The sequence below is a fragment of the Pseudomonas sp. IT-P253 genome, from assembly GCF_949768125.1.
Classification (GTDB): domain Bacteria; phylum Pseudomonadota; class Gammaproteobacteria; order Pseudomonadales; family Pseudomonadaceae; genus Aquipseudomonas.
In genome coordinates this window covers 13,030-36,680 of record NZ_CATKPT010000009.1, presented here as the reverse complement: position 1 = coordinate 36,680, position 23,651 = coordinate 13,030, and the positions used below count along the sequence as shown (strand labels likewise).

Here is a 23,651-nt window from a genome sequence, read left to right as displayed (position 1 = left end):
ACACTGACAAACGGTTAGTAAAAATCACTGCAAATCTGAAAAAGCACTGGCCGAACATACGCACTTACAATATCGTATACGAAATACATTTTAACGAACCGGAGGCAACAATGAGCAAGCGCATTAACTGGAGTGGTGTCTTCCCAGCGGTGACCACTCAATTCAACGATGACTTCTCCATCAACCTGGAAAAAACCCACCAGGTCATTTCCAACGTGATCCGTGACGGTGTGTCGGGCCTGGTGGTCTGCGGTTCGGTGGGGGAAAACACCTCGCTGACCGCCGAAGAAAAAATCGCCGTGACCGAAGTCGCGGTCGACGCCTCCCGTGGTCGTGTGCCCGTCATCTGCGGCGTAGCTGAGTTCACCAGCGTGGCAGCGGCCAAGGTCGCCAACGCGGTGCGCCGGGTGGGCGTGGATGGCATCATGTTGATGCCGGCGTTGGTCTACGGCTCCAAGCCGTTCGAGACCGCCGAGCACTACCGCTACGTGGCAAAAAATGCCGACGTACCGCTGATGGTCTACAACAACCCGCCGATCTACAAAAACGACGTGACCCCGGACATCCTGATTTCCCTGGCCGACTGCGACAACGTGGTGTGCTTCAAGGACTCCTCCGGCGACACCCGCCGCTTCATCGACATACGCAATGAAGTCGGTGATCGCTTCGTGCTATTCGCCGGTCTCGACGACGTGGTGCTGGAAAGCATTGCCGTGGGCGCCGAAGGCTGGGTCTCGGGCATGTCGAACGTGTTCCCGAAAGAAGGCGAAACCATCTTCCGCCTGGCCAAGGCCGGTCGCTTCGCCGAAGCCATGCCGATCTACGAATGGCTGATGCCGATCCTGCACCTCGACGCCCGTGCCGACCTGGTCCAGTGCATCAAGCTGTGCGAAGCCATCGCCGGCCGTGGCAGCGCGTTGACCCGTCCGCCGCGCCTGGCGCTGCCGGAAGCTGATCGCGTGTTCGTCGAGCAGATCATGGCCAAGGCCCTGGCCAACCGTCCGGAGTTGCCGGACGTCGGTCTCTGAGTGATTGCCGGGCGGGTCTTTGCGGACCCGACCCGGCTGCCTGTCTTTGCGCCCCCACAAGGATCGTCAGCATGTCCAATTCCCAAAGTACGTCCAGCGCAACCATACCCTCGGGACTCAAGCGCGTCGTGGCCGCCGCCATGGCCGGCACTGTCGCCGAATGGTACGAATTCTTTCTCTACGGCACCGCTTCCGCATTGGTCTTCGGCCAACTGTTTTTTCGCCAGACCGACAGCCCGGTCGACGGCATTCTGGCGGCTTTCGCCTTGTATGCCGTGGGCTTTCTGGCCCGTCCGCTAGGTGGTTTGGTGTTCGGTCACTACGGTGACAAATTCGGTCGCAAGCGTCTGCTGCAACTGAGTCTGGTGGTGGTCGGCATCACCACGTTCCTGATGGGCTGCCTGCCCGGCTTCGACCAGATTGGCTACGCCGCGCCGGTGTTGCTGGTGCTGCTGCGGCTGATCCAGGGTTTCGCCTTCGGGGGTGAATGGGGCGGCGCGATTCTGCTGGTGTCCGAACATTGCCCTGACAATCGCCGGGGATTCTGGGCCAGTTGGCCGCAAGCCGGTGTCCCGGCCGGCAACCTGGTGGCCACCGTCGCCCTACTGCTGCTGTCGTCGAACCTGTCGGAGGAGCAATTCCTGGCCTGGGGCTGGCGCGTCGCGTTCTGGTTCTCAGCAGTGGTGGTGCTGATCGGCTACTGGATTCGCACCAGCGTCGATGACGCGCCGATTTTCAAGGAAGCTCAAGCGCGTCAGGCACAGAACAAGCAACAGCAATTGGGCGTGGTCGAAGTGTTGCGGCATCACTGGCGTGCCGTACTGGTCGGTATCGGTGCGCGGTTTGCCGAGAACATCCTCTACTACACCGTGGTGACCTTCTCGATAACTTACCTGAAACTGGTGGTGCACAAGGACACGTCGCAGATTCTTTTGCTGATGTTCGGCGCGCACCTGCTGCACTTTTTCCTGATCCCGTTGATGGGTTATCTGTCCGACCTGATCGGGCGCAAACCGGTGTACCTGACCGGCGCGGTGCTGACTGCTTTTTGGGGCTTCATCGGCTTCCCGATGATGGACACCGGCAACAACTGGCTCATCATCGCCGCCATCACTCTGGGCCTGGCCATCGAGTCGATGACCTACGCCCCTTACTCGGCACTGATGGCCGAGATGTTCCCGACCCATGTGCGCTACACCGCACTGTCTCTTTGTTATCAGGTGGCGCCGATCTTCGCCGGTTCGCTGGCACCGCTGATTGCCCTCACCTTGCTCAACAAGTACCACAGCTCGACGCCGATCGCGTTCTACCTGGTCGGTGCTGCGCTGATATCGATCGTCGCCGTTGGCCTGACCCGTGAAACCCGTGGCAAGTCGCTGCATCTGGTGGACAGCGAATCCGCCGCACGCATCGCTGCACTGGATAACGCCCAACCGGCCGCCACACGCCGGGGCGATTCGTTGGCCTGAACCCCGCCCCTTGGTAGGAGCGAGCTCGCTCGCGATGGACGTTAACGGTAACGCGTCATTTCTGAATAAACGCGTCGTTCAGGAGTTCATCGCGAGCAAGCTCGCTCCTACAGTTTTTGCGCTCCCCTTAAATGACTATCCCGACAGGAGTTTTTCATGCCCGAGATCATCGGCCACAACTACATCGGCGGTGCACGCAGCGCCGATGGCGATATCCGTTTGCAAAGCCACGACGCCAGTACCGGCGAAGCCCTGCCCTACTCGTTTGCACAAGCCACAGTTGAGGAAGTCGACGCTGCCGCCCAAGCCGCCGCCACCGCCTACCCGGTCTTTCGCAACCTGTCGGCGAGTCGGCGCGCGGAATTTCTGGAGGCGATTGCTGCGCAGCTGGATGCTCTGGACGATGACTTCGTGGCGCTGGTAACCCGTGAGACGGCGCTACCGGCCGGGCGCATTCAGGGCGAGCGCGGGCGCACCAGCGGCCAGATGCGTCTGTTCGCTCAGGTCCTGCGCCGTGGCGATTTCTATGGCGCGCGTATCGATCGTGCATTACCCGAGCGTCAGCCGTTGCCGCGGGTCGATCTGCGTCAATACCGGATCGGCCTCGGACCGGTCGCGGTGTTCGGGGCGAGCAATTTTCCGCTGGCATTCTCCACCGCCGGTGGTGACACCGCTGCCGCCCTCGCGGCTGGCTGCCCCGTGGTGTTCAAAGCTCACAGCGGACATATGGCGACCGCCGAGCGTGTGGCCGATGCAATCATTCGCGCTGCCGAGCAAACCGGCATGCCCAAGGGCGTATTCAACATGATCTACGGCGCGGGTGTCGGTGAAGCGCTGGTCAAGCACCCAGCCATTCAGGCCGTCGGTTTCACCGGCTCGCTGAAAGGCGGACGAGCCCTCTGCGACATGGCCGCCGCTCGGAAACAGCCGATCCCGGTGTTTGCCGAAATGAGCAGCATCAATCCGGTGGTGGTGTTACCCGAAGCGCTGCAATTTCGGGGCGAGAAAATTGCCAGTGAACTGGTGGCTTCGGTGGTGCAGGGATGCGGCCAATTCTGCACCAACCCAGGCCTGGTGATCGGCATCAGCTCGCCACGGTTCAGTGCTTTCACTGCGCTGCTCAGTACGTTGATAAACGAACAACCGGCACAAACCATGCTCAATGCCGGCACGTTCCGCAGCTACAGCAACGGCGTGCAAGCCTTGATGAGTCATCCAGGTATCGATCATTTGGCCGGTAAGTCTCAACAAGGTAATCAAGCCCAGCCGCACCTGTTCAAGGCCGACGTCAGCCTGCTGCTCAACGGTGATCCGCTGCTACAGGAAGAAGTGTTCGGCCCGACCACTATCGTTGTCGAAGTCGCCGACAAAGTCGAGTTGCAACGTGCACTACAGAGTTTGCACGGTCAACTCACCGCCACATTGATCGCCGAAGCAGGCGACCTGAGAACCCATGGCGAACTGCTGCCGCTGCTGGAACAAAAGGTCGGCCGGGTGCTGTTCAACGGCTACCCGACCGGCGTCGAAGTCTGTGATGCGATGGTGCATGGCGGGCCTTACCCGGCCACATCCGATGCCCGTGGCACTTCGGTCGGCAGCCTCGCCATCGACCGCTTCCTGCGCCCGGTGTGCTACCAGAACTGCCCGGATGCGCTACTGCCTGAAGCGCTTAAAGACGCCAACCCGTTAGGCATCAATCGCCTGGTCGACGGCCACAGCCACCGCGAACCGCTGTAAAACGCAGGCCAACGCCGAACTGTACTGTGCAGGAGCGAGCTTGCTCGCGATGTACGTTAACGATAACGCGTGTTGTCTGGATTAACGCGTTGCTCTTGAGTTCATCGCGAGCAGGCTCGCTCCCACAGGTTTCCCCCGGTTTCAGTCAATCCAGCAGTGCTTTCAAGTCGTTGTACAAGGCCTCGGGGATCTGCACCCCATCCACCAGACTGCGCGCCCGCGCTTCATAACGGCGTTGCGACGGCAAGCGGGCGCCCTGCCCTTGAATGTTTTCGAACAACCCTTCGGCACGGGCCAGGTGCTGCTCGGTGGCCTCACCGAGAAAGCGCCGCGGATCGAGGGCGATGATCAGCTCGCCATGGTACGGCGACGACTTGCTGCCCGCGTCGTAGGCCAGCGACTCGGCGCTGGTCAAGTCACCGATCAACGGACCGGCAATCAACTCCACCATGGCGGCCAGCGCCGACCCCTTGTGCCCGCCGAACGTCAGCATCGCGCCGGCATCGAGCACCACGTTAGCGTCGGTACTCGGTTGCCCCTCGGCGTCCACTCCCCACCCTTCGGGGATCGGTTTGCCGGCACGCCGATGCAATTCGATATCGCCACGGGCAATCGCACTGGTGGCTAAATCGAACACAAACGGATCCTTACCCGAACGCGGCCAGCCAAATGCGATGGGATTGGTACCGAACACGGGCTGGCTCCCTCCCGCCGGCGCGACCCAGGCGTGGCTGGGATTACAGGCCAGCGCCACCAGCCCCGCAGCGGTCAATTGCTCGATCTCCACCCACAGCGCAGAGAAATGCACGCAGCGATTGATCGCCAACGCCGCGATACCGTTTGCCCGGGTTTTCTCCGCCAGCAGCGGCAGCCCCGCCTGAAAGGCCAATTGCGAAAAACCACCCGCCGCATCAACACGTACGATCGAAGGCGCCTGATCGATCACCTGCGGTTCGGCATCGGCCACCACCTTGCCGGCCCGCAGCGAGTTTACGCAGCCCAGAATCCGGTACAAACCATGGGAGGCACAGCCATCGCGCTCGCCGGCAATCACCGTGGCGGCCACCGCCCGAGCGTGGGCAAGGTTGAAGCCGTTATGCAGCAGGATCGATTCGGCCAGCGTACGGGCCTCGATCAGGGACAGTCGGATCATGATCAACTCCTTGGACAGACCGTCCAGACTGGCCTAATCCAGGCGCTGCGGCTTGATCGCTTTGGGCAAGGTCGATGACGAATTCGGCACACCCCGAAACTGGACTTATGTGTGGAACGCCCTAGCGCACCACATCAATTAACTGCTCGCGCTGTGCGCCAGTCAGCATCAGACCAAAACCGGCCCCGGCATTTTCGGCCATGTAGCGCGGGTTGCCGGTGCCGGGGATGACGCAGGTCACCGCCGAATGAGCCAGCAAGTACTTGAGCGCCAGTTGCGGCCAGGTTTTGACCTGCACCTGCGCGGCCCATCCCGGTAGAGGCTTGCCTTTCAAGCGCTCGATCAAGCCACCGCCGCCGAACGGACGATTGCAGATGACCGCCACGCCTCGCTCGCGACACAGCGGCAGGATGCGTTTCTCCACCGCACGATCATCCAGGGCATAGTTGATCTGCAAAAAATCCATCGGCTCGGCCCTGAGCACCGCTTCCACTTCGTCATACGCCGACGCCGTGTAATGGCTGATGCCGATGTAGCGGATGCGCCCCTCTTCCTTCCATTGGCGCAAGGTGGGCAAATGGGTTTTCCAGTCCAACAGGTTATGAATCTGCATCAGATCGATGCGGTCGGTCTGCAGCAACTTGAAGGACTGCTCCATCTGCGCGATGCCCTCTTCGCGGCCGCGGGTCCAGACCTTGGTGGCCAGAAAGGCCGGCGAGCGCGGTTGATGAATCGACAACAGTTCACCGCTGGTCTGTTCAGCACGACCGTACATGGGCGAGCTGTCGATCAACGTTCCGCCCTTCTCGAACAACGCGCTGAGAACGGCCGGCAGATTTTTGTAGGTGGGATCCACCGGCGCGACATCCAGCCCCCGATAAGTGCCCAACCCGACGACAGGTAATGGCTCAGCACTGGATGGAATGGCCCGGGTCAGCATGTTCTTGCCTCCTGATTTCATGGAGCGGCTGGCCCCGCTATCGATCTACTACACTCTGAAAGCGATCAAGCGATAGCCGTCTTCAGGTCCAGAACAGTCAATGTCGCCCCTTAAACTTAGTCGAATGTTGCGCCTCCTGATGACTCTCGTCGTAATCATTGTCGCTGTGTACCTGCTGCTCTGCGCTGCGCTGTTGGTGTTCCAGCGCGCGCTCATCTACTTCCCGCAACCCCGTGCCATCGAGACCGCAAGCCTGCTCACCCTCTCCGTCGACGATGCACAGGTGCAGGTCTCCGTCCGCCCGCACGAGGGTCCCAATGCGTTGATTTACTTCGGTGGCAATGCCGAGGACGTCTCTCGCAGCCTGCCCTCGTTTTCCGCAGCCTTTGCGGATCAAGCCCTCTACTTGCTTCACTATAGAGGCTACGGTGGCAGTACCGGCTCACCCTCCGAAGAAGCGATCCAGCGCGATGCCGTCGCCTTGTTTGATCAGGTCCACGCCACCCATCCCCATGTTGCAGTGGTCGGTCGCAGCCTGGGCTCGGGAGTCGCCATTCGCCTCGCCAGCCAACGCCCGGCATCGCGCCTGATCCTGATTACGCCCTATAACAGCGTGGAAGAACTCGCCGCTCGCCAGTTCCCGGTTTTTCCGGTGAAGTGGCTGCTCAAGGACAAATTTGAATCCTGGAAGTACGCCGCGCGCATCGCGGTGCCCACACTGCTGATCGCGGCTGAGCATGACGAAGTAGTACCGCGCTCAAGTACGGAACGACTTCTCGGGCATTTCGCCGAGGGTGTGGCTTCGCTGAAGGTCATTGCGCAGACGGGACACAATTCAATTTCGGAGAGTCCCGAGTATCTAAAAGTGCTGGGCGCAGGGTTGTGAGTGGTTGAATCCAGGGCGCAGTCATGGACCGCTGATCAATGTTTTTTGACTTGAGACAAAATCAATGAAGTTGCCGTTGCCTCTGTAGTTCCCTATTCAGCCAGATGCTTGCCGGTTCTACGCCTTCTGGACATCGCACCTCATAGGCGCGGCCACTCATACTGCTTTTAGTGGCAGCATGATCGATGAAGTCCTCTGCGCTGTTCACCAGGTTCCTGGCTTCGAGATAATTCAGCTTCTGCTCCAGATGCGCCCGGGCCCGGGAACCTGGGTATTCGCTCCCGTTACGCACAAACTGACACTCACTGTGCTCGACAAAGTCCAGCAAGCCCTTTATCTCTTGAGTGGCTTGAGGTGGGGTTTGAGCCTGCACATTAGTGACGATTGCGATAAGGCTGATACCAACGGCCATCATCCATCGGTTGATGGGCCGCGCCGCGCCCCCTATCCACGTCCGCATGATTCATCCTCGTCCTGAAAGTGAATGAAGCCACCGCCAACAAATACCATAGAGCACTAACACGCCTCTAGCCGCTCGCGAGAGTGCTGATCGACGAAGTGGCGACATCATTGGCCCCGATGCCTTCGCGTCGCTGATGTGTACATGGCCGATACGGACCCTGATGGTTGACCAGCGTCTCTTCAACGCCGTGCCGAACGCTTGCGTGCAAGGCGTTGCTGCCAGTTTCCGGCATTGTCACGCTGACATTGCTCCTCAGAGTCGAACCGCACACAGGCTGCCACCGGGCTGACCAACACATCCGCCTCACGTAACGCCAACGCCGTCAGTTCGATCATGCGTTCTCCTTGCCCACTGGCTAACGCCTGATCCTTCTGAGCCTGGCTATCGAAGACCCAGATGACCTCCAGACTGGACGGAAATGCAGCGTAATCGATTTCATGGGTCAGCCAGGCAAACCCGATAATTTCTGCCTTGGCCGTTTCACACGCCTCGGTCAGGGTGGCAGCCAGGCAACGCTCGATATGTGCCTGATCGCGCTTGCTTAATTCCATGGGTTGGTCCTTGTGAATGGTGGAAAATAGCCATCATACGATACCGCCCCGCGCGCTTTGTCGGACGCACGACTGCGCGCAAAAAAATGCCCCCGCCTCCCGTGAACCTTGTATCGAGACGCCAGTCTTAAGCCGGCGCTATTCCTAATGCCGATCAGTTAAGCAATAACGCAATCCATGTAGCAGCTGGCGAAGCCTGCGTTCGGCTGCACAGCAGTCGTAAAACCTGAGCGCGAAGTCTTCCTGAAACACCGCGTCGGCTGATTTCACGACTGCTTCGCAGCCGAACGCAGGCTTCGCCAGCTGCTACATGGATTGCGTTATTGCTTAACTGATCGGCATTAGGCGCTATTGCCCTTTCATCATTGTCATCTCATCAGAGCTGTCCGCCTCATGCGCCGAACTTTCCTCGCCTTCCGCATTACTTCGCTGTGTCTGCTCACTTGTCTTCCTGGTCTTGCCAGCCCCGCCCATGCCAGTGCCGAAAGGGATTTGGTGGAGGCCATCAACGATTACCGCGCGCATCCAAGGGGATGCGACCGACGTCCCGCGCAACGCTTATCGCCGCTGGCACTGAAGTCAAACCTGGCGTTGCCGGTCGGCTACGGCGGCGGTTTGCGCGACAGGTTGAAGGCGTCCGGCTATCAGGCAGTGATGGTGCGGAGCATCCGTGTGGTGGGGGCACAAGATGCCGACGAGGCGTTCGACAAGCTCCAGGACAACTATTGCGGGGCTTTGCTCGACACCCAATTCGCCGATATCGGCGTCAGCCGCTCCCGGAGTGAATGGCAGGTGGTGCTGGCGCAGCCAGTGCTCGATAGTCAGATAGGCGATACACGAAACGTCAGCAAGGCATTGCTGGCGCAGGTCAATGCGGCACGCGCGAAGCCGCGCCTTTGCGGTCGCCAGCGCTTCGCTGCCGCAAGGCCGCTGACATGGAACGCTGCCTTGGGCGCTGCAGCGCAAGGGCATAGCAAAGCGATGGCCTATGGCAATTACTTCGCACACCAGGACCCCGACGGTGTCACAACGTACGACCGGGCGAAAGCCGCCGGCTTCCGCGGCCGGCAGATCGGCGAGAACATCGCCGCCGGACAAGGCTCACCGAGCAAGGCCATGACCGGCTGGCTCGCCAGCCCCGGGCATTGCGCCAACCTGATGAACCCGATGTTTACCCAAGTGGGCGCAGCCTACGCCGCCGACGCACGTAGCGACAAAGGTGTTTACTGGACGATGATGTTTGGGGCTCCTTGAAGGATACCCGGCAGTCGCCTCACGCCAGGCATCACCTGATAGTTCTGTTCCTACTGGGGCGCTTCGCTGTTCTGGTCTGAATCAAACGGGGGTGTTTGCGGGGTGGATTTCGATAGCCATTGGATACGCCGCTGCAGGTGTTAGAACAGAAACACCTGCAGCGGCGATAAAACATGCTGATATGGAATGGATGATTGATACCGCCTGATCAGGGAAGCACTTCATCCTCACAGCGGCGACAGCGAGCTACATACCGATTAGACTGGTTAACATCAATCCCGGAGGTCACTATGAGCGCCGAACTTTCCCCCATCGTTTCAGTGTTTGAAACCGAAGAGCAGGCCGCCAGCTATGACCGTTGGTTCCGTGCAAAGGTACAAGCGTCTCTCGATGATCCACGCCCGAATACCCCGCACGATCAGGTAATGGCTGATATGCGGGCCCTTATCGAATCCAAGCGCAATAAGCACAATGCTGGTTGAGTGGCGGCCCGAAGCGCGGACCGAACTCTGGCAAATCCTGGATTATATTGGCGACCGACATGTTGTAGCGGCCAGCGAGCTGTACCAAGCTATAGAAGTCGCTACACCAGCCCTTCCTGAACATCCCTACCTCTATCGATTTGGTCGTGTACCCGGCACCCGGGAAATCGTTGTGCATCCCAACTACCTGGTGGTCTATCGGGTGACAGATCGAATCGAGATAGTCAGTGTTTTGCATGCTCGGCAGGAATACCCCTGACCACCCGAATGTGATTGCCACCACCCGTTATTGCGCATAACGCTGTGCGTTTTCTCCACCCTAAACGTCTCATCCTGGTCGACGAACCACCCTCACCTTACCGCTCCCACCCCCACCACAGAAAAACCTGCCGCCGCCGTCAGATTCGAGCCCAGACACCCCAACGCCTGCTGGCAGTTTCACGCTTTCCAGCACCTCACCGGTTTTCGAGTCGACCCGTCGCAATTCGCTTTCATCGCCTTCCCACGTGCCATGCCACAGCGCTCCTTCGACCCAGGTCACCCCGGTGACAAAGCGATTGGATTCGATGGTGCGCAGAATCGCCCCGGTCTCGGGATCGATCTGATGAATCTTCCGATCCCGATACTCGCCCACCCACAACATCCCTTCGGCCCAGGTCAGTCCCGAGTCGTTGCCGCCGCCGGGGGCCGGAATGGTGTTGAGGACGCGGCCTGTCTGCGGATCGATTTTCTGGATGCGAGCCTCGGCGATCTGGAATAGATACTGACCATCGAACGCCGTGCCGGCGTGGGCGGCGACATCGATCGCACGCAGGGTCTTGCCGCTCTCCGGGTCGAGGGCATTGAGTGAGTTTCCGGTGGCAAACCACACATGCTGGCCGTCCCACGTGACGCCATGCACGGCTTCAACGCCTTCAAAGGGGCCATATTCACGGAGGATGTCGGCGGTTGAATGTTTCATTTGGGTTGCCTCGTCAAGGATGTGTGGCGTTCATCCTAGTCACTGGGCAGAGGATGCGGGAGTAACAAGGTCGTCGCGAAACCCGGCATCGGCGGGGTCATCCAGCGACGCGCCCGTCCGCGACCGAATGATTGCACCTTGCCGCTGGAGCCCAGATCGTCGAGTACCCGTTGCACCGTGCGCTGGCTGGCGCCGAGGGCCAGCGCCAAGGCTGAGCTCGACCACGATTCACCGTCGGCGAGGAAGGCGAGCACCGCCGCGTGCTTCTCTTCGATGAGACGCGCCAGCACCACGACATCGGTCGCAACCGACGATACCAGCGCAAACCCGCGCGGGGTGGCCGTCACGCTGGCCAAGGGTTTCAGCGCCGCGCGCAGTCGCCCGACTTCGACGCGCAATCGCGCGCGGTGGGACTCATCGCCTAGCTTCAATCGAAAGACCTGAGCGATCAGTGTTTCCCTCGACACGTCGGCGGGCCAGGCTTCGGCCAGCACCCGTGCGAGGGTGAACAGCACCGGGCGCGTGGCGAGGGATATTGACATGCCGACGCCACGCACGACGTATCGGCACGCGTCGACAACCAGCGATGTTGAGCCGAGTAACGCCTCAACCTCTTCGAGTAACAGCAGTCGCTCTTCACCGTTGGCAATCAGTCGAGCGGCGGGGCTGTTGAGGACGCGGGTTGCGCTTTGCACCTCGGCGGTCAGCGCAGGAATACCGGCGGCGCGCGCGGCGAGCTCGGCCCTCGCCAGTGCAGACCGCGCCCGCTGCGTCTCTAGCCGCCGCAGGGCAATCCCCGCCACGACCAATTCATGAGCCGCGCGCAAGGCTGGCGGCAAAGACTCCGGGTCCAGTTCGGCGAGCAGCCCTTGCGCCTGATCGAGATGCCCGATCAGCAGTAAACGCCGCAGCTCGAGATACCGCGCATGGGCCGCGTTGACCCGGTCACCGTGTGCCTCCAGCGTGACCCGCGCCGCCTCAAGCGCCTTCACCGGCCAGCCAAGGTCCCGAGAGGCTAGTGCGACCTCAGCCTCGGCAACCACACACCGCGCCCGCGCCACAGGTTCTTTCGGCCCGAAGGCCCGCGCCGCCTTTTGCAACAACGCCTTCGCCCGAACCAGATCGCCGAGTTGCGCCATCGCGATCCCCCGTAGCGCGAGTGCCGGCGCATCGTCGCGCAAGGCAACCCGGTCCAGCGCGCCGAGCGGATTCCCGGCCGCCAACGCCTGCGCGGCGGCCGTGATCAGCGAATCCATCGGAATCCTGCCACACTTGTCACTCCCATCCTCGGATGTCCGCTGGTTAGTCTATCTCACGACGACTCACCATGAAGGACGACCCTAAGGGAGCGAATAATCATGACCAGGCACCTGACCGCAACACGCGAAGAATGGCTGGCAGCGCGGCTCGAACTGCTCGCGGCAGAGAAAGCGCTGACCCGGCGCAGCGACGAACTGACGCGGCAACGCCAAGCGCTGCCGTGGGTCCGGATCGACAAGGCTTACCGATTCGACACTGAAAAAGGCAGCGTCACCTTGGCCGAGCTCTTCCAGGGGCGCTCGCAACTGCTCGTCTACCACTTCATGTTCGGGCCGGACTACAAGGCGGGTTGCCCGTCCTGCTCGGCCATCGCTGACGGCTTCGATGGTATCGCCATCCACCTGGCCAACCACGATGTCACGCTGATGGCGGTGTCCCGCGCCCCGCTCGCAACGCTTCAGGCATACAAACGACGGATGGGCTGGACGTTCCCCTGGGCATCCGCCCGAGACAGCGATTTCACCGCTGATTTCAACGTCTCGTTCACCGAAGCGCAACAGCGCGAAGGACAGGTTGAATACAACTACCAACGCGGCGGACATGCCATGGACGCCACGCAGATCCCGGAGCCCGTCGCCCGCTTTGCCGCCACCTGCGGCACCGACGCGCCCACCTACTCGCGTGACCGACCGGGCTTGAGTACGTTTGTGCTTGAGGAGGGTGTGGTTTACCACACCTATTCCACCTATGCGCGGGGGCTGGACGGGTTATGGGGCATGTACCAATGGCTTGATCGGGCACCCTTGGGCCGCAATGAATCGGGGCCGTGGTGGAAGCGGCATGATGAGTACGGCGCAGGTTGATTTGAATACAGATCGATCTTTTTAGCGTCCCTGCCGTCTGTCGAGGCTTGCCAGGTCATTACCATGCAGCACCGGTGATTCCCTGGTGACCTCGCACAGCAGCGCCGTAATCACTTCCCCGCTCACTGAGCCACGCGCTTGTAGAAGGTCCGCCACCGCAGTAACAGCCGGCCAGTAACGACGCACCAGACGAATGGCGCGGGCGATGGCTTGGGATTCAGCGTCGAGCAGCTTTCGGGCGGGCAGCAAACTGATCAACGCATAACCCCGGCGTTGGTCCCCTCTTCCGCCGCCACTCAAAAGCGGGTCTGGCTTGGTGTGCCTGAAGACGGCTTCAGCCACAGGGCCGGCGAAGCAATCGATAAGGTCACGTTCAATGGACTCGACCATGGAGGGCAGGCATTCAGCAATCCCGGGCGGATCCAGAGATGGGCACGGAACAAGGTAATCGGCTTCGACCAACCCCTCTGCATCGTGTGGGTTGCCGCGTAGATCAATCATCGGGCCGGTGCGTGCTTCTGTCGGGGTGCGCACTGTGACGCGCGCGATGTGCTGACCATTCCACCAAAAAGCCAGGACATGGCCGGCTTCGTGCACAGCGGTGCGCCGCAGGCGCTTGTTCATGATCGGGTCCTCTCCCGTGACAGCTCGCCCTATCATCTGCCCCGCCCCAAGGCTCAGATAAAAGAGTATAGCTATCAAGCACCAATAGTCCGCCTATTAGCTGACTTCAAAACCGCCGTCTAACCTTAATCCAGCGCTGGCACCATACGCTGGCCGGTTTAGTGCTGATAAGGAGACCGGAATGAGTCCGAAGCTTGACTAGGCCACCCGTGGGCCACCCGCGCAGGTCACTCGATTGCTGCTGTTCAAAACTCCCGTGTGGTCAAAACAATCAGTTGATCCAACTGCTGGCCCTGCAGCTTAAGTCATTGATTCCGCTCGTCGCTATTCAACGCCCATCCCGGGCGGGATAGCCGGATAAACACGACCAAAGGTAGCTCTCTCATGGCAAATGAATCGAAATGCCCGTTCAATCACGCCGCTGGCGGCGGCACGACGAACCGCGATTGGTGGCCGAACCAACTGAATCTGAAGATCCTGCACCAGCACTCGTCGCTGTCCGACCCCATGGACGAGAACTTCAACTACGCAGAAGCGTTCAAAAGCCTGGATTTTGAGGCCGTCAAAAGAGACCTGACTGCGCTGATGACCGATTCGCAAGAGTGGTGGCCGGCGGACTTCGGTCACTATGGGCCGCTCTTCATTCGCATGGCCTGGCACGCCGCAGGTACGTACCGCACCGGGGACGGCCGTGGTGGCGCCGGTTCCGGCCAGCAGCGCTTTGCGCCGCTCAACAGTTGGCCGGACAACGTCAGCCTCGACAAAGCACGCCGGCTGCTTTGGCCGATCAAGCAAAAATATGGCCGCAACATCTCCTGGGCGGACCTGATCGTTCTCACCGGCAACGTCGCGCTGGAGTCCATGGGCTTCAAGACTTTCGGTTTTTCCGGGGGCCGCCCGGACGTCTGGGAACCGGATGAAGACGTCTACTGGGGCTCCGAAAACAAGTGGCTCGGTGGCGATACCCGTTATGGCAAAGACGATAAACCCATGCAAGAGCCCGGCGAAGGCCCGCTCGTTGCCGAGCCAGGGGAAAATGAGGCGAGCCGTACCGACCAGGGGCGCAACCTGGAAACCCCGCTCGCAGCCGTGCAAATGGGCCTGATCTACGTCAACCCGGAAGGCCCTGAAGGCAACCCGGACCCGGTCGCTTCGGCCATAGACATCCGCGAAACCTTTGCCCGCATGGCCATGAATGATGAAGAAACCGTGGCGCTGATCGCCGGCGGCCACGCGTTTGGCAAGACCCACGGCGCCGGCCCTGCCGACAATGTCGGCCCCGAGCCCGAAGCAGCAGGCCTCGAAGCTCAGGGTTTGGGTTGGAAGAACAGCTTTGGGACCGGTAAAGGCCCCGACACTATTACCAGCGGTCTGGAAGTGACCTGGACCACCACGCCAACGAAGTGGAGCAACAACTACCTGGAAAACCTGTTCGGGTTCGAGTGGGAACTGAGCAAAAGCCCGGCGGGCGCGAACCAATGGGTGGCGAAAAACGGCGCCGGCGCTGGAACCATTCCGGATGCGCACGACCCGTCAAAACGGCGTAATCCGACCATGCTGACCTCGGACCTGGCCCTGCGACTCGACCCGATCTATGAACCGATTGCACGGCGTTTCCTGCAGAATCCGGATCAATTGGCCGACGCGTTCGCTCGTGCCTGGTTCAAGCTGATCCACCGTGACATGGGACCACTCTCGCGCTACCTCGGCCCGGAAATGCCCAGCGAAGAACTGCTGTGGCAGGACCCGATCCCTGCGGTGGACCATGCCTTGGTCAACGACAGCGACGTCGCCGCTCTCAAGAGCAAAGTACTCGCCTGCGGCTTGTCGGTCTCGCAGCTGGTGTCTACCGCATGGGCGGCGGCTTCCACCTTCCGTGGCTCGGACAAACGCGGCGGCGCCAACGGTGGACGCCTGCGTCTCGCCCCGCAGAAGTCCTGGCCGGCCAACCAGCCTGAGCAACTGGCCAAGGTGCTGGCAACACTTGAAAGCATTCAGCGCGAGTTCAACAGCGGCGGCAAGAAGATCTCGCTGGCAGACCTGATCGTGCTGGCCGGTAACGCCGGTGTCGAACAGGCCGCGAAAAATGCTGGCCACAGCGTAACGGTTCCGTTCACACCAGGGCGGATGGACGCCTCGCAAGAGCAGACAGATGTCGAATCTTTCGGCTTTCTCGAACCCATCGCCGATGGCTTCCGTAACTACCTCAAAACCCGCTACCGCGTACCGGCCGAGCAGTTACTGATCGACAAGGCGCAACTGCTGACACTCACCGCGCCGGAAATGACGGCGCTGGTGGGTGGGCTGCGTGTGCTGGACACCAACGTCGGACAAACCAGGCATGGGGTGTTCACGAAACAGCCGCAGGCGTTGACCAACGACTTCTTCAAGAACCTGCTGGATATGGGCGTGGAATGGAAACCGACTTCGGAGGCGAATGAGGAGTTTGAAGGGCGTGATCGCAAGACCGGCGAAGTGAAGTGGACCGGGACGCGCGTGGATCTTGTCTTCGGCTCTAATGCGCAGTTGCGAGCCTTGGCTGAGCACTATGCAAGTAACGACGCGAAAGACAAGTTTGTTAAAGACTTCGTTGCCGCGTGGACCAAGGTGATGAACCTGGACCGGTTTGATGTGAGGTAACAGTAGCGTTGAACGTGTGACGCCCAAAATAAGCCACCCCAACCTGTCGTACAGGTTGGGGTGGTCTTGGGAGGCGAGCTCTATTGCTTCAAATACTGTGGTGCACTTTGATGGACCAAGCCCACACTAGTGGTGTACGGCTGCCATCAACTGGTAGCCTGAGCGCCCTTGCCTGCAAGTCTCTGATGGATCATCGGGGCGCAACGACGCCTCGATGATCACTTCGCCCCTCTATCAATCAAGACGACGGTGATTCTTTTGATCAGCACCACCCCCGCACTTGCCCGCGATATCGACGGCAAAGCCATCTCTGCCCAGGTTCTGGAAGAAGTCCGCGAAGAGCTTCTGGTCTTGGCCGGGCAGCAAATTTTTCCCGCATTGGCGGTCCTGCTGATCGGCGACGATCCGGCCAGCCATGTGTATGTGCACAACAAATTGCTACGAGCCAAGGAAGTCGGGATTCGCTCCCTTGAATACCGTTTGCCAGACGACGCCAGCCAGGCGCAAGTACTGGAACTGATTGCCCAACTGAATACCGACGCCACGGTGAACGGCATTTTGGTGCAGTTGCCCCTGCCGGGTCACATCGATGAGGCGGCAGTGATTCATGCCATCGACCCGATCAAGGACGTGGACGGCTTTCATCGGGAAAACGTCGGCGGCCTGGTGCAAGGCATCGAAGTCCTGACGCCCTGCACACCCAACGGCTGCATGCGTCTGCTGCAGGAAACCTGCGGTGACTTGAGCGGCTTGCACGCCGTGGTCATCGGCCGTTCGAACATTGTCGGCAAGCCCATGGCGACCTTGCTGTTGCAGGCTGACTGTTCGGTCAGCGTGGTGCACTCACGCAGCGTCGATGCCCCGGCGCTGTGCCGACTGGCCGATATCGTCGTTGCGGCGGTGGGCCGTCCAGGGCTGATCAATGCCAGTTGGCTCAAGCCTGGAGCGGTGGTGATCGATGTCGGAATCAATCGCATCACCGACGAATCCGGCAGTCATCTGGTGGGCGATGTCGACTACGCCAGTGCGCGTACCGTTGCCAGCGCGATCACACCGGTCCCCGGTGGCGTCGGGCCGATGACCATTGCTTATCTGATGAAGAATACCCTGATCGCCAGCCAGTTGCAGCGTGCCGTCCAGGCTCGCGAGCAGCGCTCGGACAGCGACCTGGCGTTGAGTTGAACCCAACGAAAAACGAGACTAGGGCGTTCTATCTACCTATCCGCGCGGAAACAGTAACGTCAGCGCTACGCGAAAGCCCCAACCTTGCGCACCATCTTCCGGGCTATCGGCCCAATATCGTGGGCCGGCCTGGACCGTCAGGGGTTGACCGCTGATTTTCAGCAGCTGGGTGACCGTCAAGTTGATCGGTACCGACCACTGATGGGTTTGCCAGTTATAGGTCGACTCGGTATTCACTCCGTAAGTGGTGTAGGTATCGGTGGTGTACGAGAGGAACGGTTGCAGGAAGGTCTGGTTGACCTTTTCTTTGTCATCTGGCGGGCTGTTTTCCAACCCCCAGATATGGTTAGCGAGAATGCCACGAGTCCAGCCGTTGGACTGCTTTAGCGCGACTGCTGTTGGGCCCAGGCCCCACTGCTTGCTACTCAACAAATCGTTACTACCGGTAGGAATCAGGATGGCCGGCCCGACACCCAGGATCCAGCCACTGTCGGTAGGTTTTGTCGGGGAGAAGAAAAAACTCTGAGTCACATCGCCAATGCCCGATGTATCCGCCACGCCGTTCGACGCCAGACCGTGCTGGTCAATAACGGGCAGGATGGTACGGGAGATCAGATTCCAATCGTCGTTCAAACTAAATGGCAGCACCGGCTGGATATTAGTGACGCTGTGCATACCGTCACCTGTAGGCCCCAACTTTTGATCCCAGTTGTATTGCACCGGAAGGCTATACATTGCGGCGACTGGGTTGAGTGCCTGTTTAGCCAGTTCCGCAGAATCCTCGCCTCTTGCCAAGCCACTTTGCAAAGCGACAATCGTTGCCGGCAGCAGCATTAGATGTAGATTTGCTCGCGACATTTTTGCTCCTGATCAGAAAGAAGTTGTCCGAGCCATTTTTTCTAACAAAGCCTCGGACACGTCTTTGGCGACAACTTTGAAGTTATTGGCAGAGATTCTGACGGTCCCATCGTGGGTATCGCCCTAAGGTTTGCGAGGTACTTGCTACCTAAACGCCACCGTCAAATTCAGGTAGGTATAGCTGACTTTTTTGGCATTGGCCGGCCGTTGTAAAAAGGAAAGCAAGTTTCTCGCCCCCCACAACTTTTACCGCCTGTCGATTAGCTACTGACTGGACGAACAATTACCCAGTCAGGCAGAAAGTCCAAGGCGCTCAACCGCCCTCACTCACCGCATTCACAATCACTGACTATTTGATTTATCTCAACTCAGTCGTTCCTGCCTTCGTAATACTTCAATGGTGCTGAGCGCGAAATTAATAAATGCAGACTCGAGTACGGAGCGAGGTATGGGGTTAGTAGAGCACAGTCAGAATGACTCCTCTGCGCCGTGCGGCCACCCTTTTATGACCTGCGTTTTTCGTTGATTCGTACGAAATTATTCCCGACGTTAGAAGCTGTTTCGGGAGTGTGCTTGCAAACATGAGGACACACGACATGCTAGCTCTGCTTCCCAAACAAATAGCGCTCGCGGTGTTATCCACCTGCGTCGTCATCGGCGCGGCGCATGCCGCTCCGAACGATGCCACCGATGCCACTCGAAAAGCCAACGACGCCTTGCTCAGCTATTTACCCTTTTCCAACAAACAAGACTTCGACGATGCGAACCACGGATTCATAGCCGATTTGCCCAGTCCAGTGATCAAAGGCGATGCGGGCAATACCGTTATCGACCTGTCTCAGTACGACTTTCTCAAGCAAGAAGGGCCAATACCCGCCACGGTCAACCCGAGTCTGTGGCGGCAATCGCAGTTGCTGGCCATTCGAGGTTTGTTCAAAGTGGTGGATGGCATTTACCAGGTACGCAATATCGACCTGGCCAACATCACCTTCGTCCGTGGCAAGACTGGCTGGATCGTGATTGATCCACTGACTTCGGCGGAAACAGCCAAAGCGGCACTGGCGCTGGTCAATGACAAAGTTGAAAAACTCCCAGTGTCTGCGGTGATCTTCACTCACTCGCATGTCGACCACTTCGCTGGCGTGCGTGCCATGGTAGATGAAGCCGATGTGAAGTCCGGCAAAGTCCCGGTGATCGCCCCTGAGGGCTTCATGGAGGAAGCGGTCAGTGAAAACGTGTTTGCCGGCACTGCGATGAGCCGTCGCGCGTCTTACATGTATGGAAATCTGTTGCCAAAAGACCCCAAAGGTACGGTCAGTGGTGGCTTGGGCATAACCACGGCAGCAGGCACCATCACCCTGCTCGAACCGAACAAACTGATCAAGAAAACTGGAGAAACAATCACCGTCGATGGCATCGAGGTGGTGTTCCAAATGGCGCCCGGCACTGAAGCACCTGCCGAAATGCTGTTCTATTTCCCGCAATTCAAAGCCATTGACCTGGCCGAGGATGCCAACCACACCTTGCACAACATTCTCACCCTACGGGGTGCAAAAGTTCGCAGCGCGCAAAAATGGGCCAGTGCTCTGGGGCAAACCATTGATCTGTGGGGGGCGGATGCCGTGGTGTCGTTCGGTAGCCATCATTGGCCACAGTGGGGTAATGATCGCGTTGTGCAGCATCTGGAGAAACAACGCGACCTCTACAAGTACATTAACGATCAGACGCTACGCATGGCCAATCAGGGCATGACCATGAACGAGATCGCCGAGGCGTTCATCCTGCCTGATAGCCTGGCCAAAGAGTTTTATAACCGCGGCTACTACGGCAATCTCAAACACAACGTGCGCGCGACCTATCAGCTGTATTTAGGCTTCTGGGACGGTAACCCGGCGAACTTCGACCCGCTGCCGCCAGTAGAGGAAGCGAAAAAGTATGTCGAGATGGTTGGCGCCGACAAAATGATTAAAACAGCCAAAGCGGCCTATGCCAAAGGTGAGTATCGCTGGGCAGCAACCGTGGCCAACAAGGTGGTTTTTGCGGAGCCTAAAAACCAGGCAGCGCGTGCAATAGAGGCCGATGCCCTGGAACAGATGGGTTACCAGGCCGAGTCCGGGCCGGCGCGTAACTTCTACCTCTCCGGTGCACAGGAGCTGCGTGGTGGCGTGAAAAAAATGGCCACGCCCAATACCAGTTCACCTGACATCATTCGCGGCATGACCACTGAAATGTTTCTCGACTTCCTTGCCATTCACTTGAATGGCCCGAGAGTCGGCGAGAAGTCCTATGTCTTCAATCTCGACTTCCCGGACACTAACGCCAAGTACGTGTTGACCGTAAAAAACGGCGTCATGAACTACAGCAAAGACAAGCAATCGGATAAGGCCGATGGCACTGTCACACTTAACCGAACCACCCTCGACGACATTGCCCTGGGCAAACTGAAACTGGGCAATCTGTCGGAAAGCGGCGAAGTGACTATCGTCGGCGACAAGGCCAAATTTAAGGAAATGCTGACCAACTTCGACAAGTTTGACTTCTGGTTCACCATTTCTGAACCTTAACCCAGGCGACGCTGCACCTGTAAGGAACGCCCCAGAATTGGGGCGTTCAAGTATTGGAGGTTAGTTGAGTACTTTGTCACGGGGGATGTGGTGCGCTGCATGCCAATCGAGAATCACTTCGTCTGATTCGACGGATAAAGACCGGCAAGTCGCGCTATCACAACGCCAACATAAAAAACGCCTGAAAACTCTTCGACCATCACAAGTGAACGGGCGTGGTTGGTCAACGGGATAAAATCACCGTAGCCGGTGGTTGTGAGCGTCGTGAGGCTAAAATAAATCAGCTTGAAGAAGTTGCCGGGCTGGACGAAGTCGAGGTGGCCAGGGCCGAATGAGCCAGCGCTGGATATCTCGACCAAGGCATAGACGAATGACCATACGAAGGCCAGCAGAATGTATCCCGCAAGCGCACCATGCAGCTTGTCCGGTGTAATTGGCCCCCGCTTGAGAATATAGCGAAGCACTCCGCTAAACGAGACTGCAAGAGACGCTGCATAAGACATCCCGGCAAGCTCAAGAATCGCGATACTCTCAGCCCACAACGCCGCCCATAGTAGGCCAACCCCTAGTAACGCCAGACATAGCTTGAAGATGACCCCCCGTCGAGTCTGCCTGGTGGCGAAAGCGCCCACGAACAGCACGGTTGAAAACAGAATGCCGAGCGATATGCGGCCAGTTATGCCCTCCTCAAGAAAGGGAAACAGGAGGATCAATCCCAGTAAGAGCAGCAATAGATAGGTGCAGGGCCCTTGCCCTATTATCAGCTGAGCTAAATCCTCGTCGGATTCGTCTTTATCTTGCGGATTTGTCATACCGGTTTCCCAGAGAAGTAACGCGCGATGCTCAAACCAGCAATCCCGACACAGGTGCTGACTGCATTGGTGATTTCATCTGCAATAGGAACTCCTGATGACGTCAACAGACATTAGTCACTAAACCGGGCGACCGCCATTGGCCGCCTTTGAACTGTCACCCTGTTCTACTGGCCCATCACCGTAGGTCTTCGCACCTTTTTGAACTCATGCCGGATTTCAAACACGCTGAGAAGGCCGTCACCGATGCCTGCAATTGGTCTTGATGATGCATCGCCGCCGCGAAGGGATCCGGGAGATATGAACGCATCCGTGGCGCCCAAATCACCGCTGACAGCCCTGTCGCCAACGGCATCACGTCATCTCGTCCGCAAGAAAGGAAAAAACTGAGTCGCCAAGCGACGAAATGCTCAACCGGCCGGCACTTTTCTCGAACCATTCAACGCGAGCACCCGTCCTACCGTTATCGCCCTCAACAGTAGGGCCAGGAGCTGCCGATGCCCATTCATCCAAAAGCCCGTTTCCAACCGCCCCCCTATATAAGCGGCGGCTGGGGCTCGGCGAAGTCGGTGATGAAAATCCGCCTGCTCCACACCTAATCGTCGCCCTTAATTCGAATGAACAGGGGAATGTGATGCTCAAGATCATCGGAAACACACCTATCCGCACGCTTCACCGGGCCAGTTGCCATTGCGGTGCCGTTATTCTGGAGATCCATCTGCCGGAGGGTGTTCCCGGTCCACAGCGATGTGATTGCTCGTTTTGTAAACGCAAAGGCGCAATCGTCGCAGCGGTACCTTACGCAGATCTCAAGGTGATTAGAGGAAAATCCGCGCTAGTGAGATATCAATTCGGCAATCAGGTGGCCGAACATTTCTTCTGTGGAAATTGCGGCATCTACACGCACCATCGATGCAGCACCCAGCCGGAAAAGTTCGGCTTCAACATCGGCTGTCTCGAAGGGGTCAATCCCTACGATCTGGATGACGTACCCGTCGCCGATGGTGGCCCCTGGAACTCACTCTGAACGAAGCACCCTTCGCACCTCCAAGGATGTCTCATCCGAGTACCCCATCAGCGATGCAAGACGCTGGGTAGCAGGGCTGACATCGACGTTTCAATTGATTGGCCTGTGAGTCCTGCTCCGCGTATCGCCCCGATGCCTGGCTTGCGATGCAAGCGTGTGCGCCCAAAATTCCTGCCGCTTCTACGTTTTGTCGCCTTCCCGACAGAAAGTCATTTCGAGCACTTGCACTGCCGGTATTATGGTATACCATCATACGCACAGTCATCTCACACGCCTATGGAGCAGCTCATGAGTTTCGAAATCCGCAAGATCGTCAGCTATGTCGAAGAAACCTTTATCGAAGGCGGCAAGGCCACCGACACGCCAGTGACCATGGTCGGCTTGGCCGTCGTCATGAAAAACCCGTGGCTGGGGCGCGGTTTCGTCGAAGACCTGAAACCGGAAATCCGCGCCAACTGCTCAGACCTCGGTGCTCTGATGGTTGAACGTCTGGTTGGCATCATCGGCGGCGCCGAAAAAATCGAGGCTTATGGCAAAGCCGCAGTGGTCGGCGCCGACGGCGAGATCGAACATGCTTCGGCGGTCATCCATACCCTGCGCTTCGGCAACCATTACCGCGAAGCGGTCAAGGCCAAGAGCTACCTCAGCTTTACCAACAAACGCGGTGGCCCGGGCACCTCGATCCAGATTCCGATGATGCACAAGGACGACGAAGGTCTGCGCTCGCACTACATCACCCTGGAGATGCAGATCGAAGACGCTCCGCGTGCCGACGAAATCGTCGTGGTACTGGGTTGCGCCGATGGCGGCCGCCTGCACCCACGCATCGGCAATCGTTACATCGATCTGGAAGAACTGGCGGCCGAAAAAGCCCAGTAATCAAGGTCCGTAACTAAA

The 23,651-nt window shown here is 58.9% G+C and carries 22 protein-coding genes; 13 read left to right on the top strand and 9 right to left on the bottom strand.

Annotation, left to right across the window (positions count from 1 at the left end):
• Nucleotides 1-110 precede the first annotated feature (110 nt).
• From ACM6IR_RS04905 to ACM6IR_RS04895, 3 genes are all read left to right on the top strand, one after another.
• Nucleotides 111-1,028, top strand: coding sequence for a dihydrodipicolinate synthase family protein (locus ACM6IR_RS04905; RefSeq protein WP_201112293.1), 918 nt, complete (start codon nt 111-113; stop codon nt 1,026-1,028).
• Nucleotides 1,029-1,099: 71 nt separating this feature from the next.
• Nucleotides 1,100-2,497, top strand: coding sequence for a fosfomycin efflux MFS transporter AbaF (gene abaF / locus ACM6IR_RS04900; RefSeq protein ID WP_414906643.1), 1,398 nt, complete (start codon nt 1,100-1,102; stop codon nt 2,495-2,497).
• A 156-nt stretch (nt 2,498-2,653) separates the two neighbouring features.
• The gene (locus tag ACM6IR_RS04895) at nt 2,654-4,234 is read left to right on the top strand and encodes an aldehyde dehydrogenase (NADP(+)) (RefSeq protein ID WP_414906642.1); all 1,581 of its coding nucleotides are present in this window, start codon (nt 2,654-2,656) and stop codon (nt 4,232-4,234) included.
• Nucleotides 4,235-4,379: 145 nt separating this feature from the next.
• Here the strand turns inward: ACM6IR_RS04895 and ACM6IR_RS04890 are convergent, their stop codons facing one another.
• Nucleotides 4,380-5,387 carry an Ldh family oxidoreductase gene (locus ACM6IR_RS04890; protein ID WP_414906641.1) on the bottom strand — a complete coding sequence of 336 codons (1,008 nt, stop codon included), beginning with the start codon at nt 5,385-5,387 and terminating at the stop codon, nt 4,380-4,382.
• Nucleotides 5,388-5,508: 121 nt separating this feature from the next.
• On the bottom strand, nt 5,509-6,327 hold the full coding sequence (locus ACM6IR_RS04885) for an aldo/keto reductase (RefSeq protein ID WP_414906640.1): 819 nt from the start codon (nt 6,325-6,327) through the stop codon (nt 5,509-5,511).
• Between the two features lie 100 nt (nt 6,328-6,427).
• Here ACM6IR_RS04885 and ACM6IR_RS04880 point away from each other — a divergent pair, with 100 nt between their 5' ends.
• Complete coding sequence (locus tag ACM6IR_RS04880; protein WP_414906639.1) at nt 6,428-7,213, top strand: alpha/beta hydrolase; 786 nt, start codon at nt 6,428-6,430, stop codon at nt 7,211-7,213.
• Nucleotides 7,214-7,274: 61 nt separating this feature from the next.
• Here ACM6IR_RS04880 and ACM6IR_RS04875 read toward each other — a convergent pair whose 3' ends face one another.
• Nucleotides 7,275-7,673, bottom strand: a complete 399-nt coding sequence (locus ACM6IR_RS04875) for a DUF5329 domain-containing protein (protein WP_414906638.1) — start codon at nt 7,671-7,673, stop codon at nt 7,275-7,277.
• A gap of 182 nt (nt 7,674-7,855) precedes the next feature.
• Nucleotides 7,856-8,227 carry a hypothetical protein gene (locus tag ACM6IR_RS04870; protein ID WP_414906637.1) on the bottom strand — a complete coding sequence of 124 codons (372 nt, stop codon included), beginning with the start codon at nt 8,225-8,227 and terminating at the stop codon, nt 7,856-7,858.
• 393 nt (nt 8,228-8,620) lie between these two features.
• Between ACM6IR_RS04870 and ACM6IR_RS04865 the strand changes: the two genes are divergently transcribed.
• From ACM6IR_RS04865 to ACM6IR_RS04855, 3 genes are all read left to right on the top strand, one after another.
• On the top strand, nt 8,621-9,481 hold the full coding sequence (locus tag ACM6IR_RS04865) for a CAP domain-containing protein (RefSeq protein WP_414906636.1): 861 nt from the start codon (nt 8,621-8,623) through the stop codon (nt 9,479-9,481).
• 290 nt (nt 9,482-9,771) lie between these two features.
• Complete coding sequence (locus ACM6IR_RS04860; protein ID WP_414906635.1) at nt 9,772-9,963, top strand: antitoxin; 192 nt, start codon at nt 9,772-9,774, stop codon at nt 9,961-9,963.
• A complete protein-coding gene (locus tag ACM6IR_RS04855) occupies nt 9,953-10,222 on the top strand; it encodes a type II toxin-antitoxin system RelE/ParE family toxin (RefSeq protein ID WP_414906634.1) in 270 nt (89 codons plus the stop codon). The genes ACM6IR_RS04860 and ACM6IR_RS04855 overlap by 11 nt, the downstream gene beginning before the upstream one ends.
• Before the next feature lie 69 nt (nt 10,223-10,291).
• On the opposite strand, the gene ACM6IR_RS04850 is transcribed toward ACM6IR_RS04855, so the two are convergent.
• Nucleotides 10,292-10,924, bottom strand: coding sequence for a glutamine cyclotransferase (locus ACM6IR_RS04850; protein WP_414906633.1), 633 nt, complete (start codon nt 10,922-10,924; stop codon nt 10,292-10,294).
• A 35-nt stretch (nt 10,925-10,959) separates the two neighbouring features.
• Entirely contained in the window at nt 10,960-12,180 is a 1,221-nt protein-coding gene (locus ACM6IR_RS04845; RefSeq protein WP_414906632.1) for a helix-turn-helix domain-containing protein, read from the bottom strand.
• A gap of 102 nt (nt 12,181-12,282) precedes the next feature.
• Between ACM6IR_RS04845 and ACM6IR_RS04840 the strand changes: the two genes are divergently transcribed.
• Nucleotides 12,283-13,047: a DUF899 domain-containing protein gene (locus tag ACM6IR_RS04840; protein WP_414906631.1), complete on the top strand. Its 765-nt coding sequence runs from the start codon at nt 12,283-12,285 to the stop codon at nt 13,045-13,047.
• A 21-nt stretch (nt 13,048-13,068) separates the two neighbouring features.
• Here the strand turns inward: ACM6IR_RS04840 and ACM6IR_RS04835 are convergent, their stop codons facing one another.
• Nucleotides 13,069-13,671, bottom strand: a complete 603-nt coding sequence (locus ACM6IR_RS04835) for a hypothetical protein (RefSeq protein WP_414906630.1) — start codon at nt 13,669-13,671, stop codon at nt 13,069-13,071.
• Nucleotides 13,672-14,055: 384 nt separating this feature from the next.
• Here ACM6IR_RS04835 and katG point away from each other — a divergent pair, with 384 nt between their 5' ends.
• The gene (gene katG / locus ACM6IR_RS04830) at nt 14,056-16,311 is read left to right on the top strand and encodes a catalase/peroxidase HPI (protein ID WP_414906629.1); all 2,256 of its coding nucleotides are present in this window, start codon (nt 14,056-14,058) and stop codon (nt 16,309-16,311) included.
• Between the two features lie 258 nt (nt 16,312-16,569).
• Entirely contained in the window at nt 16,570-17,493 is a 924-nt protein-coding gene (locus tag ACM6IR_RS04825; RefSeq protein WP_414906628.1) for a bifunctional 5,10-methylenetetrahydrofolate dehydrogenase/5,10-methenyltetrahydrofolate cyclohydrolase, read from the top strand.
• 36 nt (nt 17,494-17,529) lie between these two features.
• Here ACM6IR_RS04825 and ACM6IR_RS04820 read toward each other — a convergent pair whose 3' ends face one another.
• Nucleotides 17,530-18,327: a transporter gene (locus ACM6IR_RS04820; RefSeq protein ID WP_414906713.1), complete on the bottom strand. Its 798-nt coding sequence runs from the start codon at nt 18,325-18,327 to the stop codon at nt 17,530-17,532.
• 620 nt (nt 18,328-18,947) lie between these two features.
• Here ACM6IR_RS04820 and ACM6IR_RS04815 point away from each other — a divergent pair.
• Nucleotides 18,948-20,915, top strand: a complete 1,968-nt coding sequence (locus tag ACM6IR_RS04815; protein WP_414906627.1) for an alkyl/aryl-sulfatase — start codon at nt 18,948-18,950, stop codon at nt 20,913-20,915.
• A gap of 113 nt (nt 20,916-21,028) precedes the next feature.
• Here ACM6IR_RS04815 and ACM6IR_RS04810 read toward each other — a convergent pair whose 3' ends face one another.
• Nucleotides 21,029-21,727, bottom strand: a complete 699-nt coding sequence (locus tag ACM6IR_RS04810) for an ion channel (protein WP_414906626.1) — start codon at nt 21,725-21,727, stop codon at nt 21,029-21,031.
• Between the two features lie 634 nt (nt 21,728-22,361).
• Between ACM6IR_RS04810 and ACM6IR_RS04805 the strand changes: the two genes are divergently transcribed.
• Nucleotides 22,362-22,754, top strand: coding sequence for a GFA family protein (locus tag ACM6IR_RS04805; RefSeq protein ID WP_414906625.1), 393 nt, complete (start codon nt 22,362-22,364; stop codon nt 22,752-22,754).
• Between the two features lie 288 nt (nt 22,755-23,042).
• Nucleotides 23,043-23,633: an amino acid synthesis family protein gene (locus ACM6IR_RS04800; protein WP_201112043.1), complete on the top strand. Its 591-nt coding sequence runs from the start codon at nt 23,043-23,045 to the stop codon at nt 23,631-23,633.
• Nucleotides 23,634-23,651 lie beyond the last annotated feature (18 nt).